Below are 15,213 nucleotides of genomic sequence, written 5' to 3' on the forward strand. Positions count from 1 at the left end.
GCCGCCCGGGCTTCTACGAGGCATCCTGCTTCGGCAGCAGGATGTTCTTCAGCCGGTCCGCGCTCTCGGCCCAGGACAGCCACTTCATCGAATCCGGCTTGGGATGGCGCCCCTCGCGGAATTCTCGCAGCCAGAGATCGATGGCAGCTGCCAGCGAGGCACCATCCCTTCCCGAGAAATAGGCCGCGGCATTGCCGGCGACCTCGCGGAAGACGGGAATGTCGCGCGCGAGGATGGGCACGCCGTGCCGGGCGGCCTCGATCAGCGGCAGGCCGAAGCCTTCATCCAGCGAGGCGGCGATCAGGCAGTCGGCTTCCTGATAGATCCTGTCGAGGAACTCGTCGCTGACGCCCTGGAGCCAGAACAGGCGCCGGCCGGCCTCGGGGTGATTTCTCAGGCGCTCCAGAATATCCGGCAGGTTTTGCGCGTGGTCTCGCGGCACGCCGCGCCAGCCTTCATTGCCGACGATCACGAGGCGGGCCTCGCTGCCCGCCTCCCACAACAGGTCGAAGGCGTCGAGCGCCTGTAAGTGCCCCTTTCGCGGCTCGATGGTGCCCACCATCAGGAAGCAGTCCTTGCCCCGGAATGTCCCGAGCAGGATTTCCGCATCGGCGGGCAAGCCCTTGGAGGGAAGCGAGGCGGCGATGTCGGCGCCGAGCGTCCAGGGGTGGATCGCGGGCAGCTTGCTGGAGCTATCCAGATGCGTCTCGAGCCAGGCCCGGGTCTCCTCGGCGACTGAGGCCGAGATGCAGACGAGGTCATCCGCCTCTGCGGCAAGGACTGAAATCCACTCCTTGTGCGCGGGTTCGGCGTGTGGCGGAAAACACTCCGGCAAAGTCAGCGGAAGGATGTCATAGACAATGAAGCTGACGCGGACACCACGCGCGCGCCAATCCCGGTAAATTCCGCTTCTGGCGGCGCAAACCACGCCGCCGGCGTAAAAATCGGCGCCGATAAACAAATCACCCTCGCCGACTTCGATTGCTTCGTCCTCGAAAACGCCGGCAATATCCGTGAAGAACTGCCCCATGTAGCTGGCTGCATGGTAGTATTTCCATTGGCCGCTTGCGTCGCTGAGGCGGACGGGCTCGATACGGTATCCTGCCGGTGGAGAATTGAGCAGTTCGAGCAGTAAGGCCCGGACCACACGCTGGATGCCGGTGCGGAAATCCTGCATCGCCAGCACGGACACATCGATGAACAGGTGCCGGTTGCCGCGTTGGAGGGGAGCCTCGCGGCCAATTTTTCCGGCATGGCGCTGGATTGCGTCGTCGGCAGCTCCCGCCGCGACGAGATCCCTTGCTGAGGCCATAAGTGCCGGCATGCTCTGAAGTGCCGACGCACTATTGGCGAATTCCTCTATCGCTTCGTGATATCGCGCCGCGACGATCGAGGGGTTGTGACTTGTGGCGACATAAGCGGCGGCCGACGTGCTGAGCCTTTCCCGCTCCGCCTGATCCGCGCATAGCTCGCTCAAGGCCCGCGCGAGCTCCGAGGTTTCGAACGTGTCGTCGAGCCGTCGCACGCAATCAGCCGGAAGTTCGGCCATGGAGCCGTTCGCATTGACGATGGTGGCGAGGCCGTAGGCGAGGCAGTCCAGCGCCGCTGCGGACGTCTCGCCGCGGGAATGGGCGCGCAACTGGACGCCGATATCGGCGGCCTGCAAGTAAAGACTATAGATCTCGGCCGAGACGAAGCCGGTCGTCCGGATGCGCTGGCCGCCGTCCGATCGCTTCATCCTTGCGCGCATCTCGTCGGCATAGGAGCCCTTCGGCATATCACCGACGAAGATCAGGTGGCATCGCCGGTCGCGACACAGCGGCGATTCCAGCCAGGCATCGGCAAGCCGAACGCTGAGCTTTACCGGCATTATGAATCCGAAGGAACAGACGATGATATCGTCCGGCGAAAAACCGAGAATTCGCCGGGCCTCTTCTTTCGTTCGCGGTGGTGCGGGTTGTCGTACGAGAGGAATTACCTTCGACAGCTCACGATCAAGGGTCGGATAGAAATCTTCAGTTAATTTGACAGCGTACTCGCTGTGAAAAATAACACCCTGAGACTGTGTCAATACATCGATATTCGATGGGTATTTTGGAAATAAATCGGTCGTCGTTTTGTGCGTGAAACGTTCTTTTACAGCAACATAACCATGCGACCGCAGCAAAGCACGCGTCCAGTGGTGGATGACCTGCCTATCGTACTCGATATAGCAGATTATATCGCCGAGATAAAAGTCGTGAAGAACAACAACGCCAGGGATGCGGCGCAGCAGCGAAAACATATGGATATGAAATTCGGAATTACCGAAATGATACAGGATCCGGTCGTAGGAATGCGCGTGGCTTTCGAAATAGGCGACCGAGCGAACGCCGCAATTCGCAATAATCCAGTCATCCTCGACCCGATCCTGCGCTACGACGACATCGATGTCGTAGTAGCGACGGAGTTCCGGAAGGATCTGGGCGCTGTAGTCGGCGACACCGCTCCTCTCCGGCGGCAAGGGTGAGACGAAGGCCAGGCGCGGCTTCGTCGACCGGGGGGCATCGTCCCGCTCCGGCGCCCGCGCGAGATCCATCGCATGGGAAAGCCGCTCGAAGGCGAGCCGTTCGGTGCGGCTCAGCGCCGCCGGGGCCTGATGCTCGCCGACGGCGGGCATGCCCGCCGGCGCATCGGGACCTCGTTTGAGGTATTTGAGACGGATGCGGCGCTCCAGCCGCTTCAGCTTCTGCCGCAGGCGCGAGTCGCGTCCGACATTTTCCGTCAGCGCGGCACGGAGCGAGTGGCGGCTGCGGCGCTCGAGCTGCTTCAGCTTCTGCCGCAGGCGCGCGTCACGTCCAACGTTTCTCTTCAGCTTGGCCACGAAGGAACGGCGGATGCGACGCAGCCGTACCAGCAGTTTCAGCATCGGCAGGGCCTTCAGTTCGCCGAGACTGAGGTCCTGCTGCGAAGCGTGCGCAGCCTGCACGTCGAGTTGCCACTGCACGTGAGCGTGAAGGCGTTGCAGCTCGCCTAGTCCGGAGGCAACATCGTCCACGGTCGACAGGCGTCCGGCGAGCGACCTGACGTCCGCCGCGAACCGCGTCTTCGCCCGCTGAAGCTCGCGAACCTCCCTGGTCAGATGTTCAGCCGTTCGCATCGCCTCCTCTGCATTGGCGGCGGCCGTCGCGAAGGAACTGATGTCCGACATCAGCGCGCCGAGGTCGGTTGGCGACAGGCGTCCGGAGAGGGCTTCGATCTCTGCCGCCAGTTGCGCCTTCGTCTTGCGCAGCGTGCGAATTTCCTTCGACAGCTGCTCGACAGCACGCATCGCCTGCTCGGCCGTCGTCGCGGCCGCGGCGAAGGAACCGATTTCCGAGATCAGCGCGCCAAGGTTGGTTGGGGTCGGCTCCGTCGTGACCGAGGCGAATTGCGCGATCGCATCGGCGATGTCCGTGCCCGCGCCGGGTTTGCTGGCAATGATGCTGTAATCCGGCGCATTGGTGAAAAGGCCGACAATGGCGGAAGCGACGGGGACGCCGTCCTGCATCTGGGTTTGGCTGTTCAGCCGCACGATCGCCGGCTGCTCCAGGCCGGTGGCACGCACGAAGAACTGCAGAAGCGCCGGTGGCAGCGGCGCCTGGTGGGTCGGGTCCATGTGAAAGGACCAGGACGCCACGGTGAGATTTTCCGGATTGGGCGTCTCCAGGATGACGACGCCGCCCGGCATCAGAACCCGCTCGACCTCGTTGAGGAGATCGGTGAGCATTCCATGTTCGATGTGCTCGACGACGTGGAAGGCCGTGATGAGCCCGAACGAGTCGGCTTCGCAGGTCCGCAGATAGTCCAGCGCGTCGGCTGATATGACCTCGATGCCATTCGCCTCGGCGATGGCCGTCATGGATGCGTTGGAATCGACGCCGATGGCGTTCCAGCCGTGCTCGGCGATGAGGCCGAGCCACTCCCCGCGACCGCAGCCGATATCGAGGGCGCGGCGGCCCGCCGGCGTGTTTTTCGCGATCTGCTCAATGAGCGGGAGATAGACGCTCTGCCTCCCACGGATCAGGTCCAGGCTACCGCGATGAGCATCTTCGAACTCGCGGTAGAGCTCATCAAACGGCTTGCGACGAGACATTGCGTCATCCAACTTCGAAAATCACCGACACCTACTGGATCATTCCCGGGGATGAAGGCGTAGGTAGAAATGCACCGTCGGCATAGTTTTCGTGACCACCGGCACGGCTGCGACGGTGGGCCCCGGAAACGGCTACGATCCCGATGTCGAGGTGGCGGCAATGTGAGCGCGCCAGAAATCCAGGCATTCGCGCAACGTGACGGCAAGCGGAATACGCGGCTGCCAATCAAGGGCGGCATGCGCCAGCGCGGCATTGCCGGAGGCAATGGCTATGTCGTTCGGGCGCAGCCGTGCCGGATCCGTCCTGACCTCGATCGGACGATCGGCCGCGGCGAGCAGCGTGTCGAGAATGGCGCGGATCGAAACCGGCGCGCCGGTGGCCAGATTCAGCACCGCTCCCGTCTCGCGGCCATCGCCGCCCCGACAGGCGGCGATGTAGGCATCGACGATGTCGCGGACGTCCAGGAAGTCGCGTTCGGCATCGAGATTGCCGACCTCGATGACCGGCGGCTGCAGGCCGTGCTCGATCCGCGCGATCTGGCGGGCGAAAGCCGACACCACGAAATCGGCTGCCTGGCCCGGTCCGGTATGATTGAACGGCCGAAACCGGGTGGCGTTCAGGCCGTCCTTCGCCATCTGCCCGATCATGAGGTCGGCCGCCGCCTTGGTCGCGGCATAGACGCTGCGGGGGGCGAGCACGGCGCTCTCGTCCAGCGGCGCTTTCGCGTCAATGAAGCTGTCGCCGTAGACTTCCGAACTGCTGATGAAGATGAAGCGGGCGTCCGGTGCCGCCGTCATGACGGCGCGGGCGACGTTGAGCGTGCCCATGACATTGACCTGCCAGGCCGTTGTCGGGTCGGCCCGCGCGTGCCCTGGGGCCGCTATCGCCGCCAGATGCAGGACGACGTCGGGGCGGGTGTCCCGCACGGCGGCGAGAACGGCGTCGGCATCGCGGATATCAGGTCCGTCCGCATCGGCCGGCATCGTGGGCGATGCCAGCGCAAATGCCTCGATCCCGAACGGGTCGGCGGCGCGCAAGCGCTCAAGGAACCAGGATCCGACAAAGCCACGGCTTCCCGTGACCGCTACACGCAAGGGTGCCGACGTAGCAGGCATCGTTTTTCCTCTCGACGCGCCCCCACGAACTTCACGAAAGCGTATATCAGCGGCTGAGACGCTTCAGGTCGGCATCGACCATCTCGGCGATCATTTCCTCAAGCGAGGTTTTCGCCTCCCAGCCGAGCTTCGCCTTGGCTTTGGCGGGGTTGCCGAGCAGGACATCCACCTCCGCCGGGCGGAACAGCGCGGGATCAATGACGAGATAGTCGTCCATCGCCAGGCCGACATGCTGGAACGCGACCCGGCACATGTCGCGCACCGTCGTCGTGCGGCCGGTGGCCACGACATAGTCGTCCGGCACGTCCTGCTGGAGCATCAGCCACATGGCCTCGACATAATCGCGCGAATGCCCCCAGTCGCGTTTCGCGTCGATATTGCCGAGCCGCAATTCGCCGGCGAGGCCCAGTTTGATTCGCGCGACGCTGTCCGTCACCTTCCGCGTCACGAACTCGATGCCGCGAAGCGGGGATTCGTGATTGAACAGGATGCCGCTCGAAGCGTGGATTCCGAAGCTCTCGCGATAGTTTACGGTGATCCAGTGCCCGTAGAGCTTCGCCACCGCATAGGGAGAGCGCGGGTAAAACGGCGTGGTCTCGGACTGCATGTCCTCCTGGATGAGGCCATACATTTCCGACGACGAGGCCTGATAGAAGCGTGCCTCCGGCGTTTCCAGCCGAACGGCTTCGAGAATATTCGTCACGCCCAGCGCGGTAACTTCGCCGGTCAGGATCGGCTGCTGCCAAGATGATTTCACGAAGGACTGGGCCGCGAGATTGTAAACCTCGTCCGGCCGCACGTCCTTGAGGGTGCGAATCAATCCCGACAGATCGAGAAGATTTCCGTCAACAATCTTCACATCTCGATCAATGCCAAGCCATTTCAATCGAGTATCGGTAACTTCCGAATGGCTCGAACGGCGCACAAGACCAAAGACGTCATACCCCTTAGACAGGAGCAACTGTGCCAGATATGCGCCATCCTGCCCGGTGACGCCTGTGATAAGCGCTCGCTTTGTCATCTCGCCTGTACTTAGGGCCAAATCAAACGTATTTCGAAATAGTCTGCTCTTAAGCGCTTCTAACGGCTTCGCCCACCGAGGGCAAGGGGAGCTTGCCGCATAGCAGCATGAGCAGAGGCCAGGCTGAGACCGGCCGGCGGCAGGTCGCTAGCCCTGGCCCGGGGCCTGCCGAATGAGCCCGGCCAAGGTCGCCACACGCTGTTCGATCATGCCGGGCTGATTCCCGCGGGTCTCGACATTGAGGCGGAGCAGCGGTTCGGTGTTGGACTTGCGCAGGTTGAGACGCCAGTCCGCGAAGGTCAGCGACAGGCCGTCGGTCTCGTCGCGCAGCGGGCGATCCGGGGAAAGCGCCGCCTCGACGCGCGCGATCGCCGCTTCGGGATCGGCAATGCGGAAATTGATCTCGCCGGACGAAGGGAACGCCGCCATCCGATCCGACACGAGCTCCGAAAGGCTCTTATTGGTGCGCCCCATCAGTTCCGCCACGAGGAGCCAGGGGATCATGCCCGAATCACAGGCCATGAAGTCGCGGAAATAATGGTGCGCCGACATCTCCCCGCCATAGATGGCGCCGGTGTCGCGCAGCGCCTGCTTCAGGAAGGCATGGCCGGTACGCGCCTGGATGGCGCGCCCGTTCGCCTGCGCCACCACGTGCTGCGTGTTCCACACCACCCGCGGATCATGCACGATCGACGCGCCCGGCTCCTTTGCCAGAAAGACCTCGGCCAGAAGCCCGACAATATACTCGCCGGGGATGAACCGGCCGGTATGGTCGAACAGGAAGCAGCGATCGAAATCGCCGTCCCAGGCAACCCCCATGTCGGCGCCGGCCGCGACCACGGCGTGGCTGGTGACCGGCTGGTTCTCCGGCAGGAGCGGATTCGGAATGCCGTTAGGGAAACGTCCGTCGGGCTCGTGGTGCAGGCGCAGGAAACGCAGCGGGGCGCCGCGCGCGGCAAGGCCCTCGGCGATGGCATCGAAGGTCGGGCCGGCGGCACCGTTGCCGGCGTTGACGAGGATGGTCAGCGGCCGCAGCGCCGCGATGTCGACGAAGGAGAGTACCCGCTCGACATAGGCGGCGCGGGCGTCCCCGGCCGGTACGACCCGCCCGCCCGGACGGGATTCCATCTCCGGGCCTTCGGTCAGCGTGCGGATCGCGGCGAGCCCTGTCGCGGTGTCGAGCGGTGCCGACCCGGCGCGCACGAGCTTCATGCCGTTGTAGTCCATGGGATTGTGCGAGGCCGTGACTTCGATGCCGCCGTCGGCGGCGAAATGCGTCACGGCGAAATACATTTCCTCGGTGCCGCACAGGCCGAGATCGAGCACTTCCGCGCCACCGGCGATCAGCCCTTCGATGCAGGCTGCCGTCAGTGATTCGGACGAGGCGCGGCAGTCGCGTCCGATGACGACCCGGCGCGCGGAGAGTGCTTCCACGAAGGCGCGCCCGATTCGGCGGGCGATATCCTCGTTCAATTCTTCGCCAAGCCGGCCGCGAATGTCATAGGCCTTGAAGCAGGTGAGCACGGACATGGCACTCCATCGCGCGGTGGCGTCGTGTTGCAACGGGACGGCGTCGAGCACGGCCGTATCCCCAAGCGCGGCTTGCGGTCAAGACATGGTTGCCTTGCCTTTCTCTGCCCGGCCGGTCACAATGATTCGCCATCTGTGAAACGCTCACGCATCATCAAGTAAATCATGCCCAATCTTTATCCCGTTCTGCTTTGCGGCGGCTCCGGGACTCGGTTATGGCCGCTGTCTCGAAAGAGCTTTCCTAAACAATTCGTCAAACTTGGCGACGGTGAGACGCTGTTCCAGGCTGCGGCGCGGCGCATGGTGGGCGCGGACATCAAGCCGCCGATCATTGTTACCAGCTCCGATTTTCGTTTCATCGTCACCGAACAGCTCGCCGAAGCCGGCATCGCCGCCGGCGACATTCTCATCGAACCCAGCCCGCGCAATACGGCGCCCGCCATTCTCGCGGCCGTGCAATATCTGGCGGCGCGCGATCCGGACGCGATGTTGATCGTCATGCCGTCCGATCAGGTCATGCCGGATCGCGAGGCCTTCTCCGTCGCGGTGCGCGCCGGACTGGAGGCCGCGGCGGCAGGCCAGATCGTGACCTTCGGCATCAAGCCGACCCGGGCGGAGACCGGCTATGGCTGGCTGGAGCTTGCCCACCAGCCCGACAGCACCCAGCCCACCGCCATTCCTCTCACGCGCTTCGTCGAGAAGCCGGCGGCCGACCGGGCCGCGGCCATGCTGGCCGAGGGCCATTACCTCTGGAACGCCGGCATTTTCCTGATGTCGGTAAAGACCGCGCTCGCGGCGTTCGAGGCGCATGTGCCGCAGATGATCGCGCCGGTCCGGCACGCGCTCGACGAGGCGAAGAGCGATCTCAATTTCCTGCGTCTCGCCGCGGCACCGTGGGAACTGGCCGAGGCGATCTCGGTCGACTACGCCATCATGGAGCGGTCCTCGAATCTGATGGCCGTGTCGTTCGATGGGGAATGGTCGGACCTCGGCGACTGGGCTTCCGTGCTGCGGGCCGGGCCGCCTGACGAGAACGGGGTGTCGGCGCACGGCTCCGTGACGGAGATCGACTGCGAGGAGACATTGCTGCGCTCGGAATCCGAGGGGCTGGAGCTCGTCGGCATCGGGCTGAAGAACATGCTGGTCGTCGCGATGCCCGACGCGGTGCTGGTGGCCGACCGTTCGCGGGCGCAGGACGTCAAGCAGGCGGTGACGGCGCTCAAGGCGAAGGGGTCATTCCAGGCCGAGCACTTCTCGCGCGACCATCGTCCGTGGGGATGGTTCGAGACGCTGGCGCTGGGCGAGCGCTTTCAGGTAAAGCGGATCGTCGTGCATCCGGGCGCCTCGCTTTCGCTGCAAAGTCACTTCCATCGTTCCGAGCATTGGATCGTCGTTTCCGGCACGGCGCGGATCACGGTGGACAATGAAGTCAGTCTGCTGACGGAAAACCAGTCGATCTATGTGCCGCTCGGATCCGTCCACCGGATGGAAAATCCGGGCAAGGTACCGATGGTGCTCATCGAAGTGCAGACGGGCACCTATCTCGGAGAGGATGACATCATCCGCTATGAGGACGTCTATGCAAGAGGCCAAGGAGCCAAGGGCTGACGTTGCAAGGCCCAGACAGTAGCAGATGACCCCGGTGGAGGACTTTCTGATCTCAAATCGGAGTCTGAATCGTGGCGTGTGGTCGTTGCGCTGCAACCGGGCCAATTGTCCGCCCGTAGCTCCGAAGCCCTGCTGGATGCAGCCCTGGTCGCGAAGCCAGCGCGCTTTCGGCATCGACGTCGTCGGCTATCTCATGTCGGAGATCGGCCTCGGCGAGGCCGCACGGCTGATTGTTGGCGCTCTCGATGCGGCCGACATATCCGCCAATCTCGTCAATGTTCCCCTGCCGGGGCGCCAGTCGGAAGCGGCGATGGCCGACCGCGTGTCGCATGGCGGCGATCACAGGGCGGCTCTGTCGATCTCCAGCGTGACCGAACTCACCTCCTTCGCCCGGCGCGCCTGCCGCGGCCAGCAGAACATCCACTACACCTACTGGGAACTGCCCAGCGTGCCGGCTTCGTGGCGCCGGGCCTTCGATGGTTTCGACAGCTTCTGGGCGCCGACGACCTTCGTCCGCGACATGCTGGTGTCGGTCCAGGAGCGGCCGGTCCACCTGGTGCCGCAGCCGATCTATCTCCCACCGGCGCCGCCGGCCCCGCGCGCCTCTCGCGGACCGCTGCGCATCCTGACCTTTGTCGACTACGATTCCTTCGTCGTGCGGAAGAACCCGCAAGGCGCCATCGAGGCGTTCCTGCAGGCGTTTCCGGCCGGCAGCGAGGACGTGCAGCTGATCGTGAAGGCGCGCGGGTCCGGCCGTACCAGCGAGCGCGACGAGCTTCATGCGCTGATGATGCGCGATCACCGGATCACTGTGATCGATCGTACCATCGCGCGCAATGACGTCGTCGAGCTGATGGCGAGCAGCGACGTTTTCCTTTCGCTGCATCGCTCGGAGGGCTTCAGCCTGGGATGCGCCGAGGCGCTGGCCAACGGCAAGGCCGTTGTGGCAACGAATTTCGGCGGCAGTCGCGATTTCGTCACCCCGCAGACCGGCTACCCCGTCGACTTCGATCTGGTGCCGGTCGCGGCCGGTGACTATCCCGGCGCGGAAGGCAGTTACTGGGCCGAGCCGAAAGTGGCGCATGCCGCCCAGCTGCTGCGGGAGATCTACGATGCGCCGGCCGCGAAGGCGCGCGCCGGCTATGATCACCTCAAGCGGTTCAATTCCTTCGACGCGGTCGGCGCCCGCATCCGCGACATCCTGTCTGTGGCCGGGTAGCGCTGGCGGACATCCGCGCCGCACCCCGCTCAATCGCTGAGCCGGGACGGGGAAGCCGGAATTGCCGGCTCCCCCGATCCTCAGCCGCTACCGCCACGTATACCAGCAGCGGCGGATGGGACGGCCCCAGCGGTCGCGGCGCCAGCCGCAGACCCGCCGGCGCCGACGCCGGTAGCGGCCGCGCGGCGGGCCGGGGGGGCCCCAGCCATGGCCGGGCGGCGGGCCCCACTGGGCCTGTTCGAGCGGCGTGCCGTCGGGTGCCGCGCCGGCGCTCATGTCCGAGGAGGCTTCGCCGGCAAGGTCGATCGCCTCGCCGTCCGGCGGGGCCATATTCTTGAGCTGGCTCAGCGGCGTCGCCTGGGCGGGCGACAGCGCCAAGCCGGTAACGGCGCTGGCGCCGGCGAGGCCGGCCAGGGCCATGAGGAAACCACGTCTATCCACTTCAGACCTCCCATGCGCACCCGTCTCGGCGCGTGGCGGACGACGGTGCGCTCGCCAATCAACGCACGAGGACGGGACAAGGTTCGCCAACCTGTGATCTTCGCCCGCCGGGTTGCGGTTCCGACGGCTCGGCTGCGCCGGGGCCGGATCTTGAGGAGGTGGCCCCGATGCGCAGACATCTTCGCGCGGAGCGTTTGAACGATGGCTGAGCCGGCCGTTTAGCCGGCGTTCATCGGCGTGGCGGAATTTCGCCGCCGCGCCGCCGCCTTGTGCGCCCCCTTGCGCAGCGATAGTTTTGCCGTCGCGAATCTAGAGAGGTCGACATGTCCCGATTCGGTATCATGCTGCGCACCGGGCTGGTGCTGGCCGCGCTGGCGCCCAGCCTCGTCGTCTCGGCGCCGCCTGCGCGGGCGAACGACACCGGCGCGCTCATCGGCGGGCTGGTCGCCGGCGCCCTGGTCGGCTCGGCGGTGACGGCGGCGACCCGGCCGAAGCCTTACTACTATTACGGCGCTCCGCCGCCGCCTCCGCCGGCCTATTACCCGCCCCCGCCGCGCCCGGTCTACGGCCCCGGCTATTGCGGCGCTCCGCCCTATCCGCCGTGCCGCACGCCGGTCTACTGAGCATGACGCCGCGAATCATCCCTTCCCGGAAGCGACAAGGTCGTCCGATGATCAAGATTGCCGCCGCCGCCCTCTGCCTGCTGACGAGCGGCGCCATCGCGCAGGCGCAGACCGCGGCGACGCCCGCCCCGGCGGCTCCCGCACCGGCGGAAGCGGCGATCCCCGACCTGCCGCCGGCGGCCGACTGCACCTTCACCAAGGTGTTCACCTGCGAGGCCGAGAAGGGCTGCGCGCCCGCGGCCGAGCTCGGCACCATCGACCTGCCGGCGCGGTTCCTCGTGCATTATGGCAAGCAGATCATCGCCAGCGTCTCGGACACCGGGCTGCCGCACATCACCGAGATCGCCTCCGCCGCCAGCGCGGGCGACAATGTCACGCTGCAGGGCGCGGACGATCTGGTGGGCTGGGTGATGCAGCTCTCGCGCACCCGGCCGCAGGTGACGCTGACCACGGTGACGCATGACAAGGTGCTGACCGCCTTCGGCACCTGCAAGCCGGCGCCATGAGCGCAGGGTCGTCAAGTCGGGCATGGCTTGCTTGAAGAGCTTGCCCTCGGCGCGCGGGCCACTATAGTCCGCGCCGCCTTCCGTCGGCACTGCGCCGGCGGTGCGCCAATCTCGCGGGTGTGGCGGAACCGGTAGACGCGACGGACTCAAAATCCGTTTCTGGCGACAGAGTGTCGGTTCGAGTCCGACCACCCGCACCATTTGCCGACGACGTTTGGTGCGTCGGGGCTCCATCGGCCAAAGGTGCCGAGCCCGGATCGGCCGAATATGCTCTGGCCGGCATTTCCTTCCCCATGGACACCGCGCCACGCCGGGAAGCGCGAAGCAAATCAAGCCCATGATTGAATCTGGCGCGACTCCGATGGCGTTGGCATTTCTTGCGCGGCGAGGCCACTGTTCGCATCGTTTGGGTGCTCCCGCTGGAGTAGCATGGGAGATTTACCTGTGTCACAAAATGGTGGCGATCGACGCCGGCGCCGCCTGCCGGAACAGCTTCTCCATCGACGATCGGCTCATCCGCTGCCATCGCCTTGACTTCTCCTCTGTCCCGTGGCGGCCTCAATGAACTGGGCTAACACGGCAGCGAACTCCGAATGCCTCAATCGGATTGTTGTTCGGCAGGATAGGTGGTTAATTGCCGGTCCCATCCTGGACCATCATGGTCCGGTCCCGTTTATCGGATAGGTTAAGATGAGTGTAAGCAGGAATGGGCTGGTTGACGGTCCGCTGAGCAGCCGTCGTGCCGGCCGTGCCTGGCATTTAGTGGGACTTCTGGCTTCCGCTACACTGGGAGCGATTATTGCATTTTCTATATTGCCGTATGAAATGCTTCTTGGTTATCAGAGTTATTGGAATAATATAATAGGTGACAATGCCACGTCGCTAGCTGGATTCTATTCGTTTGCCAATGATAAGTGGAGATGGCCTGTATTATTTACAAGTTATATTAATTACCCGTCCGGTGCTAATATATATTATATCGATGCGGTACCGGTCCTTGCCATAATAGGAAAGGCGCTGTTTAAGATAACAGGATACATTTATCCATACATGGGTGCATGGATATTATCGAGTTATATTTTAAATGGAGTGTTTGGGTATTTAATTTTTCGACTTCTAAAAATGGATGTTTTTTCATCTTTCATTTCATCATCTCTAGTGATCCTTGTGCCGGAGTTTATATTTCGGCATCCCCATATAGGGCTCGTCGCTCAATTTTTTATCTTGATTTCGATATATTTGTATTTAAAATTTACATCAGCGTCATCAAAAGTAGAAATTTATATACTATCCATATCAATTTCATTAGTAATTGTTGTAAATGTGTACCTGTTTGCTATGTGTTTCGCGCTAATAGTTGCAGGTATACTGGATTCTTGCAGGCTGGGGAAAGTAAAGATAGGGGCGGCAATTTCGATTATAATGTTAATTGGTATTTTCGCCTTAGTTATGTCGATATTTATGGGTCTGATTGGCGCAGGTCAGTCCTTACCCGGGATAGGTGGATTTGGCATATATTCAATGAACTTATTGTCACCCGTGTGGCCACAGTACAGTATACTGACTGGGGTGGGCTTCCTGGACACGACCGGCGGGCAGTATGAGGGCTTCAATTATCTTGGTCTCGGAATACTTGGGATATTCGTAGTGTCGGCCGTCTTCTTTTGGAAGTCATACTTATCTCTTATTAAAGACCGCCCGTTCATTGCATTGATATTGGTTTTGCTAATTGCATATGCGGCATCAACAATCGTGTATCTAGGTGATATAAGAATAGCGAAATTTCGCTATGACGAATGGCCCGTCCTCGGGCGGATCACATCAACGCTGCGATCAAGTGGGCGTTTCTTCTGGCCAGTCGGCTTCATCATAGTTATCTCAGCGATAACGATATTGTATCGTAATCTGCAAAGGCGCCACTTTGTCGCCGTCCTGAGCTTGGCTATCGTGCTTCAGGTGGTGGATCTGCAGCCCCTGTTTCGGTTGACCCATGGCAACGCGGTAGCTGTTACGACGCGTGTGCCCCCGGATGGGGATGTCACCCTCGATCTGATCCGATCCCACGACATGGTCATGGTCTTTCCAGGCGCGTTGTGCGGTCCCGAGGAGGATCTCAACAGAGTATTGCAAATTCAGCTGCTGGCGGCGCGCGCCGGGCGCCCCTTTGACGGTGCCTATATCAATCGGGGCAATCGCCCGTGCAAGGACATCGCCGCCGAGTTTGCGGCAGATCCATGGCGCGGCGTCGACCTACCGCGAGCCTTGCTCGTATTGATGAAGAGTTCCGTGTCGCCGTCCTTCGTGGCCTATGGCCTGGGTCCCGATGTGAAATGCCGCGAAGCGCGGTACGCTTATTTCTGTGGGCGGGTTCCGCTCGACGGGACCCTCGAGACCGTCGGGAGCGCAGTGAACCCGCCGACAATGCCGCTCAATACCTCCCTCGACCCGAACGGCGACGGCCGTCCATTTCTCGCGCAGGGATGGACTGCCCCCAGTTCGGTATACCGTTGGGCAGAAGGCGAACGGGTTCGTTTTCTCGGCAAGCTGCCACGCGAGGTTTGCGGAGCGATCGAGTTCAGTGCCGAGATCGTGCCCTTTGCGTTCAAGGACTATGCTGTGAAGACGGCCGTGGCGGAGATTTACGGTGGTGGGTCAAAGACAATCCAGCTCGATCAGCTTGGTCAGCAGCGCATCCATGTTGTTTTTCCCCTGGAGCGATGCATCGATCATCTCGATCTGACGTTCAATTTCCGAGAACTTAAGTCGCCCTTGGACGTCGGCCTGAACAACGATCCACGCACAGTGACATGGGGGTTCTTCAATTACCGCGTGGATGTTCCGGCCAATCCCTAGCCGGGCGTTCCCGCGCCGTGCTTCTCGCATGGCTGCGGTGCGTGCCGTCGTCTGCCGAACCCTGCGCGGAGGTATATGAGCAAACCGTGGCCAGTTCACGCCTGCATCGGCGAACCACTCGATCCAGGCGAGGTCGTCGAACTGGCTGAACTACCTGCGCCCCAATGTGTCGCGACAGCAGG

At 62.8% G+C, this 15,213-nt stretch carries 10 protein-coding genes and 1 tRNA gene; 6 read left to right on the top strand and 5 right to left on the bottom strand.

The window, feature by feature from the left end; all coding sequences use genetic code 11:
* Positions 1 to 13 precede the first annotated feature (13 nt).
* The 4 genes from ACO2RV_RS06170 to ACO2RV_RS06185 all read right to left on the bottom strand — a co-directional run bounded on the left by ACO2RV_RS06170 (position 14) and on the right by ACO2RV_RS06185 (position 7,832).
* On the bottom strand, positions 14 to 4,114 hold the full coding sequence (locus tag ACO2RV_RS06170) for a glycosyltransferase (RefSeq protein WP_423290884.1): 4,101 nt from the start codon (positions 4,112 to 4,114) through the stop codon (positions 14 to 16).
* 132 nt (positions 4,115 to 4,246) lie between these two features.
* A complete protein-coding gene (locus ACO2RV_RS06175; RefSeq protein ID WP_423290886.1) occupies positions 4,247 to 5,230 on the bottom strand; it encodes a GDP-mannose 4,6-dehydratase in 984 nt (327 codons plus the stop codon).
* 46 nt (positions 5,231 to 5,276) lie between these two features.
* Complete coding sequence (locus ACO2RV_RS06180) at positions 5,277 to 6,251, bottom strand: GDP-mannose 4,6-dehydratase (RefSeq protein WP_423290888.1); 975 nt, start codon at positions 6,249 to 6,251, stop codon at positions 5,277 to 5,279.
* A 147-nt stretch (positions 6,252 to 6,398) separates the two neighbouring features.
* On the bottom strand, positions 6,399 to 7,832 hold the full coding sequence (locus tag ACO2RV_RS06185; protein ID WP_423290890.1) for a phosphomannomutase: 1,434 nt from the start codon (positions 7,830 to 7,832) through the stop codon (positions 6,399 to 6,401).
* Between the two features lie 114 nt (positions 7,833 to 7,946).
* Here ACO2RV_RS06185 and ACO2RV_RS06190 point away from each other — a divergent pair, with 114 nt between their 5' ends.
* On the top strand, positions 7,947 to 9,389 hold the full coding sequence (locus ACO2RV_RS06190; RefSeq protein WP_423290892.1) for a mannose-1-phosphate guanylyltransferase/mannose-6-phosphate isomerase: 1,443 nt from the start codon (positions 7,947 to 7,949) through the stop codon (positions 9,387 to 9,389).
* 136 nt (positions 9,390 to 9,525) lie between these two features.
* Positions 9,526 to 10,608: a glycosyltransferase gene (locus ACO2RV_RS06195; RefSeq protein ID WP_423290894.1), complete on the top strand. Its 1,083-nt coding sequence runs from the start codon at positions 9,526 to 9,528 to the stop codon at positions 10,606 to 10,608.
* Between the two features lie 87 nt (positions 10,609 to 10,695).
* Here the strand turns inward: ACO2RV_RS06195 and ACO2RV_RS06200 are convergent, their stop codons facing one another.
* A complete protein-coding gene (locus ACO2RV_RS06200) occupies positions 10,696 to 11,049 on the bottom strand; it encodes a hypothetical protein (protein WP_423290896.1) in 354 nt (117 codons plus the stop codon).
* Positions 11,050 to 11,372: 323 nt separating this feature from the next.
* On the opposite strand from ACO2RV_RS06200, the gene ACO2RV_RS06205 reads away from it, so the two are divergent.
* From ACO2RV_RS06205 to ACO2RV_RS06220, 4 genes are all read left to right on the top strand, one after another.
* Entirely contained in the window at positions 11,373 to 11,672 is a 300-nt protein-coding gene (locus ACO2RV_RS06205; protein ID WP_423290898.1) for a hypothetical protein, read from the top strand.
* Positions 11,673 to 11,719: 47 nt separating this feature from the next.
* Positions 11,720 to 12,178 (top strand): hypothetical protein, encoded by a 459-nt coding sequence (locus ACO2RV_RS06210; RefSeq protein ID WP_423290900.1) that lies wholly within the window; start codon positions 11,720 to 11,722, stop codon positions 12,176 to 12,178.
* A 113-nt stretch (positions 12,179 to 12,291) separates the two neighbouring features.
* Positions 12,292 to 12,378, top strand: a tRNA-Leu gene (locus tag ACO2RV_RS06215).
* A 490-nt stretch (positions 12,379 to 12,868) separates the two neighbouring features.
* Positions 12,869 to 15,031 (top strand): DUF6311 domain-containing protein, encoded by a 2,163-nt coding sequence (locus tag ACO2RV_RS06220; protein ID WP_423290902.1) that lies wholly within the window; start codon positions 12,869 to 12,871, stop codon positions 15,029 to 15,031.
* Positions 15,032 to 15,213 lie beyond the last annotated feature (182 nt).

The sequence above is a fragment of the Ancylobacter sp. VNQ12 genome (assembly GCF_049445835.1).
Classification (GTDB): Bacteria; Pseudomonadota; Alphaproteobacteria; order Rhizobiales; family Xanthobacteraceae; genus Ancylobacter.